Consider the following 22,041-nt stretch of genomic DNA (forward strand, 5'->3'; position numbering starts at 1 on the left):
TTACCTCTTTCAGGCCTTGACGACGTTAGCTAGGGTTGTGTGCACCGCGTTGCCCTTCGCAAGCGGCGACGGGTGCAGCGACGTGAGCGTGTTGACAGATCCGGCGACATCGACCGGCTTGTCCTGATTGGCCTCGCTAGGCGGCTTGACATCCGAAGCGCCCTTCGGATCGAACCAAGCGCCCTGCGGAATCGACATCGTTCCCGGAACGATACGTTCCGTCACCTTTGCCGGGAGACGGACGGTTCCGCGATCGTTGTATACGAACACTTCGTCGTCGTTCTCGATTCCACGTGCAGCAGCATCGATCGGGTTGATCCATGCGGACTGCGTGTGCGCTTCCTTCAGCCAGTCCACGTTTCCGTAGCTGGAGTGTGTGCGTGCCTTGTAGTGGTGACCAATGACCTGTAGCGGGTACTTGTCATTCTCACGGGCCTCCAAGGCGCCTTCCCAAGTCTCGACGAATTCCGGAAGAGCTGTCAGCTTGTCGCCAGGTAGCTCGGGACGGAACACGCCAAACTCCCACTTCTCTGACATTGCTGCCAGACGGTCGGAGTAGATTTCAATCTTTCCGGACGGAGTCGGAAGCGGGTTAGCCTCCGGATCCTCACGGAAATCTGCGAGTGCAACCGCAGGACCCTGGTTCTTACGGAAGATGCCCATTTCCTTCCACTCTTCATAGGTGGGGAGCTCAGCATCTGCCTCGCGAGCAACGTTAATGGTCTCTTCGAGCCATTCCTCGCGGGTCTTACCACCGGTGAACTCTTCCTTCACACCAAGACGGTCAGCCAACTCGGTGCAAATGTCGAAGATCGTGCGGCACTCGTAAAGGGGATCAATTGCAGCCTGTGAAACAATCCCATAGGCCATCGGGCCAGCATTCTCGCCAGGGTGAATGTCCGATTCCTCAGCTGTTGACGTGCCGGGAAGGACGTAGTCCGAGTAGCGAGCGGAAACCGTGTACTGGATATCGCAGGTAACGATCAGCTCAGCCTTCGTCTCATCCTGGAGAATCTCGACCGACCGGTTGTTGTCACCGGTCTGGTTAACCAGCGAGTTTGAGCCGTACTGGAAGATTCCCTTAAGGGGAACGTCCAGGCTGATGTTCGTCGCGTTGCCGTTGTCGTCAACCGGGACTTTGTTCGAGCGGACGCCGGGGGCGACCTTCTCGCAAACACCGCCGTTGAATGTATCTAGCTGATCGCCGTACTCGATGGCATCAAGCCAGCCGAACACGGAGATGATCTTGTTCGACGGGTTCGGAACGTTGTAGAACGGCTTGCTGAGTGGTAGCGCCTGCGCGCCCTCGCGGGCACCGGTGCCACCACCAGGGATGCCGACGTTGCCGGTCACGGCAGCGAGCATAAAGATTGCACGAGCATTGTTCTCGCCATTGGCATGACGTTGCGGGCCCCAGCCCTGCGTGATCGAACATGGCTTAGCAGCCGCGATCTCGCGAGCAAGCTGACGGATCCGCTCGGCGGGAACGCCGGTGATCTCGGAGGCCCACGCGGGAGTCTTCTCGATGCCATCAGCGCCCTTGCCCTCAAGGTAGGAACGGTAGGAGGAGTTCTCCCGAGCGCCCTCGGGGAGGGCGTCCTCATCGAAACCAACAACGTACGTGTCGAGGAAATCCTGATCCTGCAGATCCTCAGAGATCATCGTGTGGATCATGCCGGCAATAAGAGCAGCATCGGTGCCGGGACGCAGACCAACCCACTCATCAGCGAGAAGTGCGGCGGTCTCCGAGTAGCGGGGATCGATCACGATCGTCTTAACGCCGTGGTTCTTCTTCGTGTCCTGCGTGACGAACAGCTGGCCACCACCCGACATACGAGTCTCGAGCGGGTTGTTACCGAACATGACCTGAAGCTTCGAGTTCTTCGCGTCGTCGAAGGAGTTGCCGTTAACCCAGCTACCGTAGTGGTACGGGTAAGCCTGCGTGATCGGAGCGGTCGAGTAGTCAGAGTAGTGATCAAGGTATCCGCCGTAGCAGTTCAGAAGCTTTGCGAAAGCGGTGGTGTCCGGCGGCCATGAGCAAGCCATCGTGGAACCGAGGACGCCGGTTCCGTACTGGATGTAGAAAGCTTCGTTGCCGTAGTTCTCCTTGATGTCCTTCATCTTGTCGGCAATCTCGTTGAGAGCCTGCTCCCACGAGATCTCTTCCCACTGCTCGTCGCCACGCTTGGTGCCGGGCTTACGCTTCATTGGCTTCTTGAGGCGATCGGGGTTGTAAATACGGTGACGCTGCGAACGGCCACGGACGCAGGCGCGAACCTGCTGGCTGCCGAGTTCGTCGGTGCCGGTGTTGTCAGGGAGGACGCGGACGACGGTACCGTCCTTGACCTGAAGGCGGAGAGGGCAACGGGAACCACAGTTCACCGTGCATGCGGACCAGACGGTCTTATCGGCGTCGGTGATGCCGTCGGAATCGGCCTGGGCGGACGTACCAGGCATTCCAAGATGAGCGGCAGTTGCAACCAGTGCGGCAGAGCCGCCGGCAACCCCCGACCACTTCATAAACGAACGACGAGAGAGCCCCGTGCGTTCCCGGTTAGCGGCAATTGTCATTGTCCACCTCTTCTTTGTTTGGAGCCTTATGTAATTGCAGTTTGGCCCGAAAAAAATGTCCTGTCTGGGACTTTTGTCATTAATTCGAAATATCCGATTCGTTGTGAATTGTGAAAACTATCTTGATATCGAACTACAGCTCTAACCTGTGGTTTTACAGCCAAGAAATTTGATCGAGCGAAAATCGGGCGAAATCTGTGTTGCTCGGGACACAAGATTGGGATGGGTGAATTAGAGATACGAAGACTTGCGTAATTCGTTTTCTAAAGGGGGATGCGACCGGTTTAGGAGCTTGTGCTGACTGGCCGCAGGGTTGCCCTCAACACGGCCAGTGGCAATTTGATGGCAACAAACAGGGGCTGAGTACAACTGGGAAGATTCGGGGTTGAAGCACGGTTGAGAGATTTTACGGATTCTGACCTGCGGCTCGGAGAGCCTTCCATGGTGTGCGGCTTCGAAAGGTGTGGATCGCTGGGGTGAGCTGGCCTGGAAGGGTCAAGCTTTTGGATCGGCGGCCAGGCGGATACGGATGTGGGGCCGAAGCAAATGCCTTGCTTCGGCCCCACGATTGAACGAATTAGCTGTTATGCCTTGTAGCGTTCATGCAGTGCCACCTGGACCAGTGAAGTGTGTCCGGGGTTGCCCTTCGCGAGAGGCGAGGGGTGGTACTTCATGATCGTGTTGACGTTGCCACCGAGGTCAATACCTTCTTCGTCTGGCTGGTACCAGGCGCCCTGGGGAACCGAAACGACACCGGGGGCGATACGCGGGGTCACGCGTGCCTCTGTGCGAAGTGTTCCGCGAGGGGACGATACGTTGACGATGTCGCCGTTTTTGATGTTGCGGCTATTGGCGTCTTGGGGATTGATCCACACCATCTGCGGATGTGCTTCAAGGTTCTTCGACAGGTTCGCGTACGAGGAGTGGGTGCGGCCCTTGTAGTGGTGAGCGATGCACTGGAGTGGGAAGTCCTTGTTGGTGCGTGCCTCGAGAGCACCTTCCCACGTGTCGATGTGCTCAGGCAGGGCGGTGAGCTTATCGTTCTCGTACATTCCCTCAAACACCCAGGTTTGTGCCATGTCGGCCAGGCGCTGCGAGTAGATCTCAATCTTGCCTGACGGGGTGCCCAGAGGGTTGGCTTCGGGGTCCTCGCGGAATTCCTTCATGCCGATTGTTGTGCCATTTGGGTTGTGCTGACGGTAGACACCCATCTCTTCCATCTCCTTCGGGGAGGGGAACTCGGGGTGGTCCTTCTTGGTTTCTTCGAACAGCCAGTCGCGCCACTCTTCCTGTGTGCGCCCCTGGGTAAACTCTTCTTCGATTCCAAGGCGGCGAGCAATCTCGGTGCACATCTCGTAACCGGTCTTCGTGTCGTAAAGCGGTTCAATAGCCTTTCCGCCCCAGATTGCCCAACCGGTGTCGCCACAGCTGGCACCGGGGATCAGATCGATTTCTTCGAAGTTGGTGGTCGAGGGGAGAACGATGTCACCCCAGTCGCACGACGGGGTCCACTGGTGGTCGACCACGACAATAAATTCACACTTCGAATCGTCGCGGAGAGTTTCCTGCGTGACATGGATGTCGTTGTGCTGGTTGATGAGAGTGTTCGAGGCGTTGACAATCATAAGTTTGATACCAACATCGAGCTTTTCCTTGCCGCGTACACCGTGCTCGACGTCGGTCATGCTCGGTCCATCATTGATCGCATCGATCCAGTTGAAGCACGAAATCTGGGTGGAAACGGGCGGCGCCTCGCCATCAAACAGCGGGAATCCCTTGACGGGCACCTTGTAGTTGCCCTCGCGGGCTCCGTTGCCTCCGCCCTGGACGCCGATCTGGCCAATAACTGCAGCGAGCGTGAATACTGCGCGTGAGTTGTTCTCACCGTTGGCGTGGCGCTGGAGGCCCCAGCCCTGCGTAACGGCGCAAGGCTTGGTGGTAGCAATTTCGCGGGCAAGCCTGCGGATCCTGTCGGCGGGGACACCACAGATTTCAGCGGCCCACTCAGGAGTCTTCTCAATACCGTCGGGTCCCTTGCCCTCGAGGTATGCGCGGTAGGACGAATTCGGCTCTGCCTCGTCGGGAAGGGTGTCTTCGTCGAATCCGACGCAGTACTTGTCGAGGAACTCCTGATCCTGCAGATCCTCTTCGACCATCACGTAAATCATACCGGCAATGAAAGCGGCATCGGTTCCCGGACGGACGGGAACCCATTCACCATTGGCGTCCACTGCAGTGTCGGAATAGCGGGGATCGACGACGATCGTGCGGATTCCATGGTCCTTACGGATCTTCTGAACAACGCCAAGCTCGCCACCACCGGACATGCGGGTCTCGAGCGGGTTATTGCCAAACATGACCTGAAGGCTCGTGTGCTGAGCATCCTCAAGGGAGTTGGAGGCCATCCAGGCACCATACTGGTGCGGGAATGCTGCGGTGATCTGCGCGGTCGAGTAGTTGCCATACTGGCCGAGGTAACCGCCGTAAGAGTTGATAAGACGAGGCCAGGTGCCACGCTTCGTGATGTTGCCACCGGTTGATCCTGAGCCGTAGTGGTACCACAGAGCTTCGTTGCCGTAGGTTTCCTTGACTCTCTTCATCTCCGAAGCAATGGTGTCGAAGGCTTCCTCCCAGGAGATCTCCTCCCACTTACCTTCGCCGCGCTTACCCGTGCGCTTCATCGGTTTCTTGATGCGATCCGGGGAGTAGATGCGTTCGCGCTGGTTGAGTCCGCGCACGCAGGCGCGGATCTGAAGATCGCCAAGCTCATCCGAGCCCGTGTTGTCAGGCATGACCCGGACAACCGTGCCGTCCTTAACCTGAAGTCGAATCGGGCAGCGTGACTGACAGTTGGCAAGGCAAGCATTCCAGACGGTGGCGTCAACGCCCTCTATGCCGTCCGTTGCCGCGGCCGAGTGAGTGGATGGCATTCCCAGGTGAGCGGCTGTGGCAACAAGTGCCGCCGATCCACCAGCAACGCCAGACCACTTCATGAATGAACGCCGTGAGACTTGCTGCCCCATGACTTGTGAAGTCATCTCTGCTCCTCAAGAAGAATTGGCGATTGTATTCCCAGTATTTGTCCAGCGATTGAAGTTTTCTGGGCTCAAGGTCCCTGCCCAAATCCCCAGAAACTAGAACTAAATGGACGGGAACTGGCGCAGTTGAGCGGAAACATTGAGGTTAGCGAGTTGCATTCAATCCACCGTTGCTTACGCAACCGATTCTTAGACTAAACCGTTGCAATAAGGCCAAAAGGTCGTGACCTAATTCAATTTCTGACCGACTTGTGCTGGTTTGGGTGGATACGTGGTTCAACTGATTTGGAGTGTCCAAGGAATGTGGCCTGTAAAGAAAAGGGAAGCGCCCCTCCCCGGTTAGGGGACGAGGCGCTCCCGCTTGTGATTGCGCTGCTGATGTGCGGACTAGCCGAGCTTCTTGATATTCGCGATGATCGACTGCTGTGTGTTGCCCTTCGCAATATTCGAGGAGACAAGGCTTGCCAGGGTACTGGCGCATGCACCCTCGTCGATGCCCTCGTCGTTCGGGGTGTACCAGGCGCCCTGTGGGACGGAAATGACACCGGGTGCGATGCGAGGGGTGACGAAGGCCTTCGAGTCGAGGGCTCCTCGGTTACCTTTCACTCGTACTGGATCATCCATGGTTATTCCGCGCTTCTCTGCGTCGGCGGGATTGATCCAGACCTTTTGTGGATGCGCTTCCTTGCTCCATGGCTGCTCCCAGTATGTCGAGTGGGTGCGGCCCTTCGTATGGTGATTGATGCACTGAAGTGGGAATTCTCCGGACTCCCGTGCTTCAAGCGCCCCTTCCCAGGCATCAATGTGCTCTGGGACTGCGGTAACCTTCTGGCCCGCTAACCCTTCTGGGAACACCCATGTCTTCGACATTTGGGCGAGACGCTCGGAGTAGATCTCAATTTTTCCTGAGGGGGTCTTGAGAGGATTAGCTTCGGGGTCGTCCCGAAACTCCTTCATTGGAATAGTGAAGCCATCCGGGTTCCTTTGGCGAATGACTCCTAGCTCCTTGAATTCCTCCTCGGAAGGTAGCTCAGGCATGTCATCCCGTGCTTGTTCGTAGAGGGAGGAAACCCACTGCTCCTGCGTCTTGCCTTCTGTGAACTTCTGGGCAAACTCAGGGTTGACGCGTTCAAGGATCTCGGTGCACATGTCGTAAACACGCATAGCGTCGCCGGGTGGCTGAATGGCGGGCTGGGCGTAGATCGCGTAACCGGTTTCGGCGGAATTCTCATTCTTGATGAGGTCCGGCTGTTCGATCGACATTGCGTCAGGCAGGAGGTAATCTGCCATCTTCGCAGTCGGGGTCAAGTGTGTATCAATGACGACGAGAGTTTCGAGCTTGTTCTCATCCTGAAGGATCTCGGTGATCCTGGCAGGGTCGGCATGCTGGTTCATGATGCACTGTCCGGCGTAATTGATCATGAACTTGATCGGGTTAACGAGCCTTTCGGCTCCCTCGACGCCGTCCTTCTCTGCGGTGAACTCTTCACCGTGGTCGACCGCATCGGACCACTTGAATACCGGGATGCCAACGGTTATTGGCTTGTCGAGGTCCGGAAAGTTCGGGACAGGCATGGCGTAGCTTGTTGGCCACGCACCGTTGCCACCGCCCGAAATACCGATGTTTCCGGTGACCGCTGCGAGAGTGAAGACTGCCCTGGACTGATTTTCGCCTGCAGCTTGCCGCTGCATGCCCCAGCCGGAGCTGATCGCGCACGGCTTCGTACTTCCGATTTCACGTGCGAGAGCGCGGATCCTGCTAGCGGGAATACCGGTGATGTCCGATGCCCATTCGGGAGTCTTCTCAATGCCGTCGGGGCCCTTGCCCTCGACATAGGCGCGGTAAGAGCTGTTCTCCTCGGCGCTGTCGGGAAGTGTGTCTTCGTCGAATCCAACGCAGTACTTGTCAAGGAACTCCTGGTCTTGCAGGCCTTCCTTCACCATTACGTTGACGAGTGCGGCCACAAGAGCAGTGTCGGTGCCCGGGCGAATCGGCACCCACTCATCCGCGATCGTCAGTGCAGTCTCGGAGTACCGAGGATCAATGACGATGATTCTTGTACCGTGCGTTTCCTTCAGGTGCTGGTAGCTGTACATCTCACCGCCGCCTGACATGCGAGTCTCGATGAGGTTTGCTCCGAACATAACGAGCAGGTTCGAGTTCGCCGCGTCCTCGGTCGAATTCGTGCCAATAGAAGCGCCGTGCTGGTATGTTCCAGCCACGATGTAAGCCGCGTTGGAGTAGTTTCGTAGTGGCTGCAGACTGCCACCGGCAGCGTCCATGAAGCGCCACAGGAGTCGGCGGTGAAGGATGTTTCCACCGGTGGTGCCGGTGCCGTTGTTGATGTAAAGAGCGTCATTGCCGTAGTTGTCGATTGTCGACTTCATACGCTCGGCAATCTCATCAAAGGCTGTTTCCCAAGAAATCTCCTCAAACTCGCCCTCGCCACGCTTCGCGCCAGCAACTCGACGCATGGGCTTCTTCAGTCGGTCTGGTGAATAGATCCTCTGCCGCATTGTGCGGCCACGGATGCAGGCAAGGATGTTGTGGTTACCGAAGTCGGCATCGTCACCGGTGTTGTCAGGAAGGACTCGGACAACAACTCCGTCCTTAACCTGAAGTCGCAGCGGACATCTCGAACCGCAGTTAACGGTACAGGCGTTCCACACTGTTGAGTCGACGCCCTCCATGCCATCCGCAGCGTAAGCCGGTGCGGTTCCCGGCATGCCAAGGTGAGCGGCGGTTGCAACGAGTGCAGTTGTTCCGCCAGCGACACCCGACCACTTCATAAACGAGCGGCGGCATAAGCCTGAATTGGAAATTTGAACAGTCATGGAGGCCCCCTAAAAAGTTGTAGTTGATCTCCAGTATTTATTCAGACAGTTGCTTTGCTTGGGCTTAAAGTCCATGCTGAAATCGCCAGAAATCCGAGCGAAAGGGGCAAAATTTGGCGAATTAATGCGGTTTTGTCGAGACAAAGAAAAATCATTTACGGGCGGGTGGGTCGTCAAAATAAGATCTCGACGAAGCCTGGGGAATAAGGCCAAAAGCCTGTGATGTAGTTGTTGTTTCTGCCCGGTTTGTTCTGGTTTGGGCGGATACTTGTCCGGCGGATTTGAAGTGTGCCAAGAACTGAATGTACAAAGAAAGAAGGGGAGCACCCCTCCCGGCTCTAAGAGGATGGGTACTCCCCGGCTTTGACTCCTCACCGCAGAAGCGAGAAGGATGCTGGCCCGATTAAACTCGGGTCAGCGTGCAAAGCTCTTTCTTGAGTGAGTCGAGGTCCCGCCCCGTTGCGTCCTTACTTGAGGGACGGATCCTCGGCTCGATTCCAAGGTTGGACTGCCAGTTTGTTGGGAACGTGGGCAAAACGTCCCGATATTAAACAACCTGATTTAACGCGTAATACCAAGAACCTGACTTTCTGGCGGAAACAGTGGAGATTCGGTGTTCTGATTCGAAGGCGCAAGCATATGCGGATGAAAGTGCTTAAATCGCCAGAATATGGTCATAATCCTGATTTTTAAATAAAGAGCTGGGTTAAATCGAATTGATGTGGCAACTCTTGGGTATTGTCGCTGGTCAAGAAGGCTTGAAAGCGTTTCGCCCCCGCCGAAAACGCCGGAGGGGGCGAAACTGACTGGTTTGGCTCTAGATTTCCTTGGGGTTTTGGATAATGCCGCTGCCCTGGTCCCAGCGCTGTGCGTCGCGGTGGGGCTTGATGACGAGGTGCGGTTCGGTGATCGCCGGGTCGGGGAGGGGCGCGATGTCGGCACGGTCGCCGTGCTCCTCACGGAGCTTCTCGATCGGGCCCCAATCGAGTGCGCGGGTCGGGCAGGCGTCTGTACAAGCCGGGTTCTGGCCCTCTGAACGGTAGTCGTAGCAGAGGTCGCACTTGGTCATCTGGCCGGTGTCGGCGTTGAACTGCGGGGAGGAGTAGGGGCAGGCCCATTCGCAGTAGCGGCAGCCGACGCACTTGTCGCCGTCAACATAGACGGTGCCATCCTCCCGCTTGCTCATTGCGGTCGTCGGGCAAACTTCCATGCAGATTGGGTTCGCGCAGTGGTTGCAGGAAATGGACGTGTAGTAGCTGAACACGTTGGGTGTGTGGGTGCCGTCGGCCTCGTTGGAGGACCAGGAGCCACCCGCATACTCGACGATTCGGCGCCAGTTCACTCCGAGCGGCAGGTCATGCTTGTCGTTACAGGCAATCTCGCAGGCTTTACAGCCATTGCAGAGGGACTGGTCGAAGAAGAAGCCGAAGCTACCGCCGGCCTCGGTGAAGTTCTCGGTTGTGATGCTCATGCCTTCTTAACCTCCACAAGATTCGTGTACTGCGGGTTGGATTTTGCAAGTGCGGTCGGATGGTACTTTGTCAGGACGTTGGGTCCGCCGCCTTGGTCAACTCCGTCCTTGTCGGGGTTGTACCAGGCGCCTTCCGGCAGGGTGGTGACACCGGGGAAGATGCGAGGGGTGACCTTCGCTTCAACCTTGGTTTGTCCGCGGCCGTTGTAGACGATCACTTCGTCGCCGTTCTCGATACCGCGGGGCTTCGCATCGACCGGGTTGATCCAGATGACCTGACGGTGTGCCTGCTTGAGCCAGGGTACGTTGCCGTAGCTGGAGTGGGTCCTGCCCTTGAAGTGGTAGCTGATCATCTGGAGCGGGAAATTGCTGTTGGTCTTGGCGGCCTCAAAGTCCTCCCACGTGTTGATCTGCTCGGGTAGTGCCGTCACAACATCCCCGTCGGGGAGGTTCCATTCTTCGGCTTTGCGGGCCACTTCGGCAGAGTAGAGTTCGATCTTGCCCGATGGGGTGTCGAGCGGGTTCGCTTCGGGATCTTCGCGGAACTCGCGCAGTGCGACGCGGGCGCCATTGTCGACCTTCCACACTCCCATTTCTTGCAGTTCGTCATAGCCCGGCATACCCGGGTTGGCTTCGCGGGAGTCCTCGATGATTTGGCGGGCCCAGTCTTCCTGGGTTTTGCCTTCCGTGAATTCCTCTTCGATGCCGAGGCGGCGGGCAAGCTCGGTGCAGATCTCGTAGATCGTCTTCGACTCGTACAGTGGGTCGATGGCCTTTGTGGCAACGATCGAGTAGCCCATGTTGGCAGCCAGGCCCTGCTGGACAACGTCGCCCTCTTCGGCGTTTGAGGTGCCGGGCAGAACATAGTCTGCGAACTTCGCCGACGAGGTCATCTGGTTGTCGCACAGCACAATGAGCTCGCACTTGGAGTCGTCCCGCAGGAGTTCCTTCGTGCCGTTGATGTCGGAGTGCTGGTTGATAAGTGTGTTGGAGCCGTAGGCCCAGATCGCCTTAATCGGTACTTCAAGCTGCGGATCCCAGATCGGGTTCCCGTCCTCATCCCAGTCGCGAACTCCGTCTTCGCCCTTCATCTCGGCACCGTGGTCGATTGCGTCGGGCCACGTGAAGTGCGAAATCTTCTTCGTCACCGGGTTCGGGTCCGCATCGAAAGCGGAGTTGATGGTAACGGCGGAGCTACCCGGGTAGGTGCCGGCGCCGCCACCCGGCAGGCCAACGTTGCCGAGCATTGCGTTGAGGGTGATGATGGCGCGGGACTGGTTCTCGCCGTTCGCGCACCGCTGTGCGCCCCAGCCCTGGTGGATCATCGACGGCTTGTTGTTGCCAAGTTCGCGAGCGAACTTCACGATGGTGTCGACCGGGGTGCCGGTAACGGACGACGCCCATTCAGGCGTCTTCTCAATGCCGTCCGGGCCATCACCCATGACGTATGCGCGGTAGGAAGAATTCTCGGGCGCACCCTCGGGGAGCGTGGACTCGTCGAACCCAACGCAGTACTCGTCGAGGAACTCCTGCTCGTGCAGGTCCTCGGAGATAAGAACGTGGGCGATACCGGCAATGAGAGCCGCATCGGTTCCCGGCTTGAGAGCAACGTGCTCGTCCGCCATGAGCTGCACCGAGTCCGAGTGGCGCGGGTCAACCACGATCGTGCGCACGTTCGTGTCGCGGATGAGCTTCTGCGCGTAGAAGGCTTCGGAGCCTCCGCACATCTTCGTCTCCATCGGGCTGTGGCCCCACAGGACATACAGCTTCGAGTTGACGAGATCATCTGTGGAGTTTGAATCGATGTATCCGCCAAGGGTCACCCTCATGGCTTCCGTGATTCCACCGGTCGAGTAGTCGCCGTAATAGGAGAGGAATCCGCCCATCTTCTTTAGCAGGCGCTGCAGTGCGCCACCGTAGTAGGAGCCGGATACGGTGCCGGCGATAACGCCGGTCGCGTAGGCGTAGAACTGTGATTCGGGGCCGTAGTCGGCAAGGAGCTGCTGGTACTTCTCGGCGATCTCGTCGAGTGCCTGCTCCCAGGAGATCTCCTCCCACTGCTCGGCGCCACGCTTCGTTCCCGGCTTGCGCTTCAGGGGCTTCTTGATGCGGTCGGGGGAGTAGATGCGCTGGCGGATCGAACGACCGCGCGGGCACGCCGGGATCCTGTGGTTCCCGATCTCGTCGCCACCCGTGTTGTCGGGCAGAACGCGAGCAACCGTGCCGTCCTTGACCTGAAAACGTAGTGGGCACCGAGCGCCGCAGTTCACGAGACATGCGGACCAAACCGTCTGCTCAGCATCGAGCATACCGTCACTGTTTGCTGCCGTGCCTATCCCGGGCATGCCCAGGTGTGCGGTGGTGGCAACGAGGGCGGCGCTGCCGCCTGCGATGCCGGACCACTTCATGAAAGACCTGCGGCTGACTTTCCTGTCAGCACCCACCTCGATAGTCATGCTCCCTCTTTCGCGATAGCTTGCATGTTCACATACCACTGCAAGACTATCCGTGCTGATTGTCGGTTTGTTTCAGTCGTTGCCGAACTTAATCGAAATTCATTGGTGCCCGATTCGCGAAATTTGAGTAATTCGTGCCATTCCGGGAGAAGGTGCTTGTTGGAGAAACTCCAAAAGAGGTGGAAAAGAAGAAAACCTATCGAGTCGATATTGCGAACTCGATAGGTATCTTAATTGGTTAATTCGTCTGTGATGCCCCGACCGGCCTATTTATGCATAGTGCAGGATGTGCTGTATCCGGTGGGGATCCAGGAGCTACGGCGCCCCAGCCGGTTGCGATGATCAAGGCCGGAGCTATCTGTGCCCGACCGGCGCTGATCGTGACGTGGTTCTGAGCAATCGTGCTGTGGTCCTGGGGGATCTAGTCACCCGCCCGCAAACGGGGGAAGGACATCAATCCGGGCGCCGGTGGGCAGGACCGTGATGTCGTCTGCGCTCACGCCGTTGACCAGCAGAGCGGAGATCCCCATGAGGCGAGAGAACTCGCCGGGCCTGGACTCCTTCAGCTGGGTGCGGAGCTGGCCCGCTGTCATCCCATCCTCGTACGGGAGGGTCTCGGAGGGAATGCCCGCTGCTTCAGCAACGGAAGCGAAGTACCGTACTTCTACCATTTATCCACCTATTGCACTCATGGGGCGATCCGGTTGCAGGAAGCCCTCGTCGTCGATGCCGTGACCGGCCTTCTTAATCCACATTGCGCCGCGCCAACGGTCCGCAATTTCGTCGTCGCTTGCCCCGTCCCTCATCATCCCCATGAGGTCGATCTCCGATTGGCCAAATAGGCAGTTGCGGATCTTGCCGTCCGCGGTGAGGCGCGTGCGGTCGCACGTGCCGCAGAACGGGCGCGTGACGGAAGCAATGATGCCGACTCGTCCCGCGGGGTGCTCGCCTTCGGCAACTCCCCACAGTTCTGCTGGGGAGGTTCCGCGAACCGTGTCGCCAAGCGGGGTGAGGGTGAAGTCCTTCTCCAGCATGTCGAGGATGTCCTCGGCGGTGATCATGTCTTCCCGCTTCCAGGAGCCCCTCGGGCCGAGCGGCATGTACTCGATGAAGCGCAACTCGTAGCCGTTGTCGAGGCAGAAGGCCAGAAGCGGGGAGGCCTGATCGTCGTTAACTCCCGGCATGAGAACCGCGTTGACCTTGACCGGGGTGAGGCCCACGTCCTGGGCAACCTTCGCGCCTTCAACGGCGTCCTTGAGGCGGTCCCTGCGGGTCAGCTTCGCGTACACCTCGCGGTCGATTGAGTCGATGGAAATGTTGACGCGGTCGAGGCCTGCTTCCTTGAGCTTGCCTGCACGCTTTGCCAAGCCAAGTGCGTTGGTTGTCAGCGACATCTCCGGCTTAACGCCCAGATGGTTTGTCATGTGGGAGACCTGACCAACGATTGATTCAAGGCCCTTGCGCAGGAGTGGCTCACCGCCGGTGAAACGAATCTCTTCAATGCCGAGTTTGTCGAGAGCGATACTGATCAACCTGACGATCTCGTCGTCATTCAGGAGTCGATCATTGGGGAGCGGATCGATTCCTTCCGCCGGCATGCAGTACTGGCAGCGCAAATTACATTTGTCGGTGAGCGAGACTCGGAGGTCGCGGCCAATGCGCCCGAACCGGTCTGTGAGGAGCGGAGTATTCGGGCGCCCCGAGACATCCGGTTCCTGCGAACGAACGGATGGAATACCCAGAGAAATACTTCCTGTCATTCCTCCACGATATTCGAGGATGTCTATTTTATCCATGTTCGCCGGACTAAATAGGTGTCTGGCGGGCCACGACTACCCGGTTTAGGTCGCTACGTACGGGACTTCAGTCTCACATTGACGTCTCGTTCACTGTGATCCGCCCAGCATCTTCGTAGGATGGTGGAAGGAGGAAATCGTGGAGATTTTTGAAATGAGCGGGCTGGAGCTCGCCGAAGCGGTCCGGAACAAAGAAGTATCGGCAGTCGAGGTGCTCGACTCGGTCTATTCCCGGATCGAGCAGTTCCCTCAGGTTGGTGCCTTTGCGCATGTCACCCCGGAGCTGGCAGGGCAGCAGGCTGAAGAAACCGATAGGAGAGTGGCCAGGGGAGAGACCCTGCCTTTTGACGGTGTTCCCGTTCCCATCAAGGCGCTCACGCCAGTTCAGGGTCAGCCACAGGACTCCGGTTCGCGACTACTTCTTGGCAACGTTGCCGAGGAAGACGGCGGTGTCGTCACCCTCTTGAAGGAAGCTGGCACCCTCATGGTCGGCAAGACCAGTGCCCCCGAGTTTGGCTTCCCTGCGTACACCGAACCCGAAACGGGGCCGTCCGCACGCACGCCGTGGGATGTTCGCAGGACCGCGGGAGGATCCTCCGGAGGGGCAGCGGCCGCCGTTGCCACCGGCATGGTCCCCGTCGCCCACGCCTCCGACGGTGGTGGCTCCATCCGCATCCCCTCCGCATGCTGCGGCACCGTTGGCCTCAAGCCCTCCCGCGGTGTCGTCTCTCCAGGACCCGTTGGAGTGAGCGGAGGTGGTCTCACAACAGATGGAGTTATTACAAGAACGGTTGCCGACTCCGCCGCATTCCTCGATGTGCTGGCAAAGCCGTGGCCGGGCGAGTCCTACCACGCGCCGCGAGACCCGCTTCTTGATTCTGCGGGAAGCTACCTCGAGGCCAGCAAGCGCGCCCCCGGCCCGCTCCGCATCGGACTTCTTCTCGAACCATTGAATGTTGAAAGCCTCGACCTGCACCCCGAAGCGGAAGCCGCCGCGAAGCGGATGGCAGCGGTGCTGGAAGGAATGGGGCACGTCGTAGAAGAAGCGGGCAGGCCCTTCACCGCCGATGATTGGCTGGCCTTTATGCCGCTGTGGACCGGTTCCGCCGCTGGGATCCCGCTCGCTGAAGACGACCTTCCCAAGGTTACCGAGCTCACGAGGTGGCTACGGGAAGAGGGAATGAAGCTGTCGGCCGCCGACTACAGTGCCGCAGTGAACGCGGTGCAGACCCTCACCCGCAAGGCCGCCAACGGCTGGTCCCAATTCGATCTGATCCTCACCCCAACTCTGGCCTCACCGCCGGTCTTCCCGGAAGACATCGTGCTACCGCACGGGGCAGATGACTTCGAAGCGCAGAAGCGCTTTACCCCGTGGGGGAGCGTATGGAACATGACAGGGAGTGCTTCGATCACCCTTCCTGTCCATCGGGCTGACGTTGACGGGGTTGCCCTCCCCTTTGGTGCAATGCTGTCCGCGGTACGCCCCGGAGGGGACGGCCGCCTACTTGCGCTCGCGGCGCAGGTCGAGCAGGTGGATCCCTGGCCGACAATCACGGCGCCGACCGCATAGCGGGTGTAATTGCGGGGTTGCTAGCTGAGGATTGTGCCTGCGTGGTGGCTAAACAATAAGTGAGACTGCGCGGTGGTTTAGCCGGTTGCGATGTCCAGGATCTCGCCGTCAGTGTTTCCTGTGAGGGAGACGTGGCCGTAGTCGTGGCCGAGGTAGATGCGGACCGTGGCAAGGGGTGCCGCTGCGATCATCTTCTCCATGACAGGGCGTCCCTCGTCGGGAGTGATGTCGTGGAAGAACTCGAAGGACTCCGCGTCATACTTTTCGAGATCGCGCGGCATCGGGAAGTCTTCCCGCCAGTAGTAGCGTTCAAGCGTGTGCTCGTCTATGGCGGTGACGGTTACGTGAGTTGAGAGGTCGCCGAGATCGCCTTCGGGCAGGTGACTCATGGCTTCATCGACCATGCCGGGCGTGATGACATCCCAGTCGACCTGGGTGGTGTCAAAGTATTCATTCTCTTCCGGCTGGATCGACGCGGCCCCATCGTTCGTGAGCTTGTGGTATCGGTGCTGAACAACAACCTCATTCCAGTGGTCCGGGTTGTCTTTCGCTCGAGTAACGACCGTCATCTGATAGTCGAGAGCCCTAATCTCGTGGACGTCGCTACCGCATTCGTCAACGACAGCTTGGACGGCTTGCTCGGCTCGTTCGGCGCTGAGAGAGAACGACGGCCCACCATCATGCTGGTCGATCACGTAGTAGGTGACACCAGCAGCGATACCCACGTGACGATCGCGAGAACCAGCATGCCGAGGTAGGAAAGGAAAGGATCTCGCGGACCCTTCTTTTCCTTCTCATAGGTGCTTGACTTGGGCCCGCTCGAGAAGCTACTGCCGGAGAAGCTACTGAATGAGTCTGTGTCATCCCATTCGCGCGCAGTGGCTACGGCGCTTACTGGCATGGGAGAAGGAATCGCGATCGAATGCAACCTGCGGATGGCCCTCGTAGAACTGAACAACGGCATGGACTGAACCGACCCGGTACTTGTCGTACTCGTGAGATTCAATCGGATGCTTGATCGTGGTGCGGTACGGTGCCCGGTCCTTCAGAGCAACAACAACGTGGACCTTGTAGAGACCAACGCCATTGATCTGCGTGTGGGTTGAATCGATGCCAGTGATCTCAGTGTAACCGGTACGCCCCGTGGCACGAATCTTCGCGATCTCGTCCAGGCTACGCGTCGTATAGGACATGGTGGGGATGCCGAGCAGGACCAGTCCAATTGCGGCAGGGATAATCGCCATGAACAGCATGTCATTTGGCGAAACCATTGAGGCGTTCGAGAAGTGGCCCGCGAGGACGAAACCTCCCCCGATACCCGAAATGATGAACGGCACAAGCGCTACGAGAGCCAATCCAAACCGGGCTCCCTTCATATCTTCAGCATAGACCGACCCAAAGAATAGATCACCTCCAGAGATAATCATTGACGCTATTGCGCTTATGGCCGACCCAATAGGCGCTCATTAGCGTAAATAGAAGGTAAATAGTGAGGTTCATTTATTTGCTTCCAAGAACCTTGGATCCTACTGGCTGGAGGGAGCTTTGACACCTACTTGGTGGGAGAGGGGCGTGACCCTTACTTGCTGGAAGCGGATGCAAACTCTTCTTGCGTTGTCGCTCGCTTGGCTCTCCCGCAGTGGTAGCCAGCCGCTGGCTCCGTAAATGTTGCTTTCCCGCTACTTGTGAACCGAAGGTGTGATGTCCGGGAATTGGCTGGGAGCGTTTTTGGAATTTACTGCCGCCTTTTGTTGATGTGTGGCGGAAAGGGCTTCGCCAGAAGATTCTAGGAACTGAAATAACTTGAGTGGAATAGACTCAAGTTTAATTGCGTTCTATTATGTAGATCGAAGAAACTTTTGAAGGAGTTCTATGGATAAGCTGACAACCAAGTCGCAGGAGGCAATATCTTCTGCTGTTGAAAAGGCAATGAGGGCGGGCAATCCGCAACTCGAGCCAATCCACCTGCTCTCTGCTCTTCTCGAGCAGAAGGACGGTATTGCCGTCGGAATCATCGACGCCATCGGGGTTGATAAGACGGCGCTGGAGTCGCGCACGAATGCAACCATGACCGCGCTACCTGGGGCGCAGGGCGCCTCCGTGTCCCAGCCCGCTACCTCTCGTCCGTTCAGCCTCGTGCTGTCGGACGCCGGGAAGGAAGCGACGGCACTGGGTGATGCCTACATTTCGACCGAGCATCTACTCATGGCTATTGCGGCCTCCCGGTCGAGCGCCGGCGATGTGCTGAAGGCCGCCGGTGTTACTCGCGACCAGATACAGGCAGTTCTTGGCCAGGTGCGTGGCAACCGGAAGGTTGATTCCCCGGATCCCGAGGGTACCTTTGAGGCTCTCGAGAAGTATGGACTTGACCTCACCCAGGTTGCTCGCGACGGCAAGCTGGACCCTGTGATCGGGCGCGACTCCGAGATCCGTCGTGTCATCCAGGTGCTGTCCCGCCGTACCAAGAACAACCCCGTGCTGATCGGTGAGCCCGGCGTCGGTAAGACGGCCGTCGTTGAGGGTCTCGCCCAGCGCATCGTCGACGGCGATGTTCCCGAGTCGCTGCGCGGCAAGCGACTCATTTCACTCGACCTGTCGGCCATGGTGGCCGGTGCCAAGTATCGCGGTGAATTCGAGGAGCGCCTCAAGGCTGTCCTCCAGGAGATTAGGGACTCCGACGGTGAGATCGTCACCTTTATCGACGAGCTCCACACCGTTGTCGGCGCTGGAGGGGGCTCCGAGGGTGCCATGGATGCTGGCAATATGCTGAAGCCCATGCTGGCCCGCGGCGAGCTCAGGCTCGTTGGTGCCACCACCCTGGACGAGTACCGCGAGAATATCGAGAAGGATGCCGCCCTGGAACGCAGGTTCCAGCAGGTGTTCGTGGGGGAGCCTTCCGTAGACGATACGGTGGCAATCCTACGTGGCATCGCACCCAAATACGAGGCCCACCACAAGGTGACAATCTCCGACGGCGCGCTCGTGGCCGCTGCTGAGCTATCCCACCGGTACATCCCCGGGCGTCGGCTCCCCGATAAGGCCATTGACCTTATTGACGAGGCCGCTTCCCGGCTCCGCATGGAACTGGATTCGTCCCCGGAAGAGATCGATACCCTCCAGCGTCAGGTCAATAGGCTGAAGATGGAAGAGTCGTACCTCATTGACACCGACTCCGAGCAGGAGGACGAGGCCGGTACTGAGCGGCTCGAGAGGATCCGCGCCGAGCTTGCTGACCGCATCGAAGAGCTCGATGCTCTGAATGCTCGCTGGCAGCGAGAAAAGGCTGGTCGGAACCTCGTGGGTGACCTCAGGGTGAAGCTCGATGAGCTCCGCACGGAGCTTGAGCGGGCGATCCGCGAAGGCCGGTATGAGGATGCTGGTCGCCTTCAGAACGGCGACATTCCCGATGTGGAAAGGCAGATCGCCGAAGGTGAGGCGGCTGAATCCGTGAACGAGGGCGTCGAGCCCATGATCGCGGAGCACGTGGATGCGGACGAGGTGGCTCAGGTCGTTGCCAACTGGGCCGGCATCCCGGTCGGGCGCCTCATGGCGACCGAAACCGAGAAGTTGCTCCACATGGAGGAAGAGATCGGTCAGAGGCTTGTTGGTCAGAAGGATGCTGTCGCATCGGTCTCCGATGCTGTTCGCCGCTCCCGCGCCGGAATCTCCGACCCGAACAGGCCGACAGGCTCGTTCCTCTTCCTTGGTCCGACGGGCGTCGGTAAGACAGAGCTTGCGAAGTCGCTTGCCGACTTCCTGTTCGATGACGAGAGAGCAATTGTTCGTATCGACATGTCTGAATACTCGGAGAAGCATTCCGTGTCCAGGCTCGTTGGTGCCCCTCCCGGATACGTCGGGTACGAGGAGGGCGGTCAGCTCACCGAGTCCGTCCGCCGCAGGCCCTACTCGGTTGTCCTCCTCGACGAGGTCGAGAAGGCACATCCCGAGGTCTTCGACATCCTCCTCCAGGTGCTTGACGATGGCAGGCTGACCGACGGTCAGGGCCGCACCGTGGACTTCCGGAACGTTATCCTGATCCTCACCTCGAACCTCGGTTCGCAGTTCCTGGTGGATCCGACGCTGAGCGACGAGGAGAAGCGGGAGGCTGTTGAGAAGACGGTTCAGTCCGCCTTCAAGCCGGAGTTCCTCAACCGTCTCGACGACATGGTGCACTTCCAGCCGCTCAGCATGGAAGACATCGCCCACATCGTCGAACTCCAGGTGGCACAGCTTGCACAGAGGCTCGAGAGCCGGAGGATCACCCTCAATGTCACCCCGAGTGGTCGCGACTATCTCGCGCTCGAAGGGTACGACCCGGCCTATGGTGCACGCCCGCTCCGCCGCCTCATCCAGCGTGAAATTGGAGACCAGCTTGCCAAGCAGATCCTGGCAGGTGCCGTTGCCGATGGTGACACGATTGAGGTCGATGCCCCGGAGAATGTTGGCCAGGGCATGAAGCTCACGGTCGTGGAACGCGAGTAAGGCTCTGTCCGCGAGCCGTTGGGTTGCTCGGTAAGAACTGGGTAAATCGCGGTAAGTGGAACGACGGTAAGGTTAAGGCCCCGCAGATCATCTTTCGAGATCTGCGGGGCTTGACTTCGTCTAGGCGTGCGGGGGTTGTTCGAGCTGTGGCGGGCTCTCGCGGCGGAGCCATGAATTCGCTGCGGTGGTACGTGATCCGAGTGAACTCGCCCGGTCCTTGAATTAGAACGGAACGTCGGTCTGATCGGTGGGGACAAAGAGAACGCCGACGACGGCGTCGTCATTGTCAAAAGCGACGCGGGCGGAAATCTCTCCGGCCTCGAGCTTGACCGTGGTGACGCCAATGGCGATTCCCAAGATCTTGCCAACAGACTTCCGGATCATTCCGGAATCGGGCTTCATTCCCTTAGGGGTTGTAATGAAGGTGTCCGCAAAGCCCTCAAGCTCACCGTTCTCCGTCAGAACCTGCTTCCATACGTCGATGATTGTCGACCACGGAAGCTCCTTCCGGGTGCGCGGATGCATCATCGCTGCCACACCATCTTCGTTGCCCTGGGATATGAGGGTGACGTACTTTTCGGTCAAAGCGGGCAGGTTCTCTATTGATCGCTGTGTCATAGCTTCTCCTGTTGTTGGATCGGTCGGTTTACCGAATCTCTTAAACGCGGCCTGGCGGGACATTCCAAGACTGTTGCCAACCTCGGCCCAGGTGGTTCCTTCTGCACGGGCCTCGAGCACTGCGTCCTGGAGCTCCTTGTGAGCGTCTTCGATCGCCTGCTGCGCCCTACTGATCCTGTCCATGACAAACAGTCAACCATTGGTTGACAGAGTGTGTCAACCGTAAGTTGACAACTCGCTGGGTGAGTCAACCGAAGAAAGACAGGCGGCTAATCCGAATAGAAGTAAGAAATGGGTGACCTGCCTACCAATAAAAGCGCAGTAAGGCTCCCTGGCTACCTGTGCGGTGCCGGGGAGCCCTGTGACTGAATCGGCTCAGCGATCTTCACCTACCGTGACTCGCTGGGTGGTTTTCGGTTCGGTGGGAAGCGTCGCCTCCTAGGCGAGAAGCCGCTGGTCGGCCGACAGTTCCTCGCGGACCTGCTTGGCTGCAGTAACGAGGTTCTTCAGAGATGCGACGGTTTCGTCGTAGCCGCGGGTCTTTAGACCGCAGTCGGGGTTGACCCAGAGGATCCTTGGGTCAACCGAGTCCACCGCGAGTCGGAGTAGGCCGGCGATTTCCTCGGTGGAGGGAACGCGCGGGGAGTGGATGTCCCAAACACCCGGGCCGACGCCGTGCGAGAAGCCGTGATCGTTCAGGTCGGGGAGTACCTCCATGGCTGACCTTGCTGCCTCGATAGATGTCACGTCAGCATCCAGGCCTGCGATTGCGTCGATGATCTGACCGAACTCCGAGTAGCAGAGGTGGGTGTGGATCTGGGTTGCCTTATCGACACCTGCGGTGGCGGCGCGGAAAGAACCGACAGACCACTCGAGATAATCGGCGTGCTTCGACTGCTCCAGGGGAAGAAGCTCACGTAGGGCCGGTTCATCAACCTGGATGATGGCGGCGCCAGCCTTCTCAAGGTCTGCAACCTCGTCGCGGAGTGCAAGAGCGATCTGGTCGGCAACTTGCCCCAGGGAAATGTCCTTGCGAACAAACGACCACGCGATAATCGTGACCGGGCCGGTCAGCATGCCCTTGACCGGGCGGTCGGTCACCGACTGGGCGAATGACCACCAGGGCACAGAGATGTCTCCCGACTTTGCCACGTCGCCCCACAGGATCGACGGACGCGTGCACCTGGAACCGTAGGACTGAACC

Annotated in this window: 12 protein-coding genes and 1 pseudogene; 2 read left to right on the plus strand and 11 right to left on the minus strand. The window is 58.6% G+C overall.

All coding sequences use genetic code 11. From position 1 onward, the window contains the following. Positions 1-9 precede the first annotated feature (9 nt). From ACTHUY_RS10565 to moaA, 7 genes are all read right to left on the minus strand, one after another. Complete coding sequence (locus ACTHUY_RS10565) at positions 10-2,571, minus strand: DMSO/selenate family reductase complex A subunit (RefSeq protein ID WP_441678722.1); 2,562 nt, start codon at positions 2,569-2,571, stop codon at positions 10-12. Positions 2,572-3,155: 584 nt separating this feature from the next. Next, positions 3,156-5,609: a DMSO/selenate family reductase complex A subunit gene (locus ACTHUY_RS10570; RefSeq protein WP_441678723.1), complete on the minus strand. Its 2,454-nt coding sequence runs from the start codon at positions 5,607-5,609 to the stop codon at positions 3,156-3,158. A gap of 387 nt (positions 5,610-5,996) precedes the next feature. Next, on the minus strand, positions 5,997-8,444 hold the full coding sequence (locus ACTHUY_RS10575; protein WP_441678725.1) for a DMSO/selenate family reductase complex A subunit: 2,448 nt from the start codon (positions 8,442-8,444) through the stop codon (positions 5,997-5,999). An 817-nt stretch (positions 8,445-9,261) separates the two neighbouring features. Continuing rightward, complete coding sequence (locus tag ACTHUY_RS10580; protein WP_441678727.1) at positions 9,262-9,915, minus strand: DMSO/selenate family reductase complex B subunit; 654 nt, start codon at positions 9,913-9,915, stop codon at positions 9,262-9,264. Continuing rightward, positions 9,912-12,371, minus strand: a complete 2,460-nt coding sequence (locus ACTHUY_RS10585; RefSeq protein WP_441678729.1) for a DMSO/selenate family reductase complex A subunit — start codon at positions 12,369-12,371, stop codon at positions 9,912-9,914. The genes ACTHUY_RS10580 and ACTHUY_RS10585 overlap by 4 nt, the downstream gene beginning before the upstream one ends. Positions 12,372-12,796: 425 nt before the next feature. Beyond that, entirely contained in the window at positions 12,797-13,042 is a 246-nt protein-coding gene (locus ACTHUY_RS10590) for a MoaD/ThiS family protein (RefSeq protein ID WP_126704137.1), read from the minus strand. Continuing rightward, positions 13,043-14,131 carry a GTP 3',8-cyclase MoaA gene (gene moaA, locus ACTHUY_RS10595; RefSeq protein WP_441678732.1) on the minus strand — a complete coding sequence of 363 codons (1,089 nt, stop codon included), beginning with the start codon at positions 14,129-14,131 and terminating at the stop codon, positions 13,043-13,045. Between the two features lie 175 nt (positions 14,132-14,306). On the opposite strand from moaA, the gene ACTHUY_RS10600 reads away from it, so the two are divergent. Then, positions 14,307-15,737: an amidase gene (locus ACTHUY_RS10600; protein WP_441678734.1), complete on the plus strand. Its 1,431-nt coding sequence runs from the start codon at positions 14,307-14,309 to the stop codon at positions 15,735-15,737. Between the two features lie 77 nt (positions 15,738-15,814). Here the strand turns inward: ACTHUY_RS10600 and ACTHUY_RS10605 are convergent, their stop codons facing one another. Further along, positions 15,815-16,462 carry a hypothetical protein gene (locus ACTHUY_RS10605; RefSeq protein ID WP_441678736.1) on the minus strand — a complete coding sequence of 216 codons (648 nt, stop codon included), beginning with the start codon at positions 16,460-16,462 and terminating at the stop codon, positions 15,815-15,817. A 135-nt stretch (positions 16,463-16,597) separates the two neighbouring features. Beyond that, entirely contained in the window at positions 16,598-17,113 is a 516-nt protein-coding gene (locus tag ACTHUY_RS10610; protein WP_441678738.1) for a hypothetical protein, read from the minus strand. Between the two features lie 496 nt (positions 17,114-17,609). On the opposite strand from ACTHUY_RS10610, the gene clpB reads away from it, so the two are divergent. Continuing rightward, entirely contained in the window at positions 17,610-20,219 is a 2,610-nt protein-coding gene (gene clpB / locus ACTHUY_RS10615) for an ATP-dependent chaperone ClpB (RefSeq protein WP_441678740.1), read from the plus strand. 222 nt (positions 20,220-20,441) lie between these two features. On the opposite strand, the gene ACTHUY_RS10620 is transcribed toward clpB, so the two are convergent. Beyond that, entirely contained in the window at positions 20,442-21,020 is a 579-nt protein-coding gene (locus ACTHUY_RS10620; protein ID WP_441678742.1) for a hypothetical protein, read from the minus strand. A 255-nt stretch (positions 21,021-21,275) separates the two neighbouring features. Next, positions 21,276-22,041, minus strand: a pseudogene (locus ACTHUY_RS10625) (5-methyltetrahydropteroyltriglutamate--homocysteine S-methyltransferase); the annotation flags it as partial.

Source organism: Flaviflexus sp. (assembly GCF_052087705.1).
Taxonomy (GTDB): Bacteria; Actinomycetota; Actinomycetes; order Actinomycetales; family Actinomycetaceae; genus Flaviflexus; species Flaviflexus ciconiae.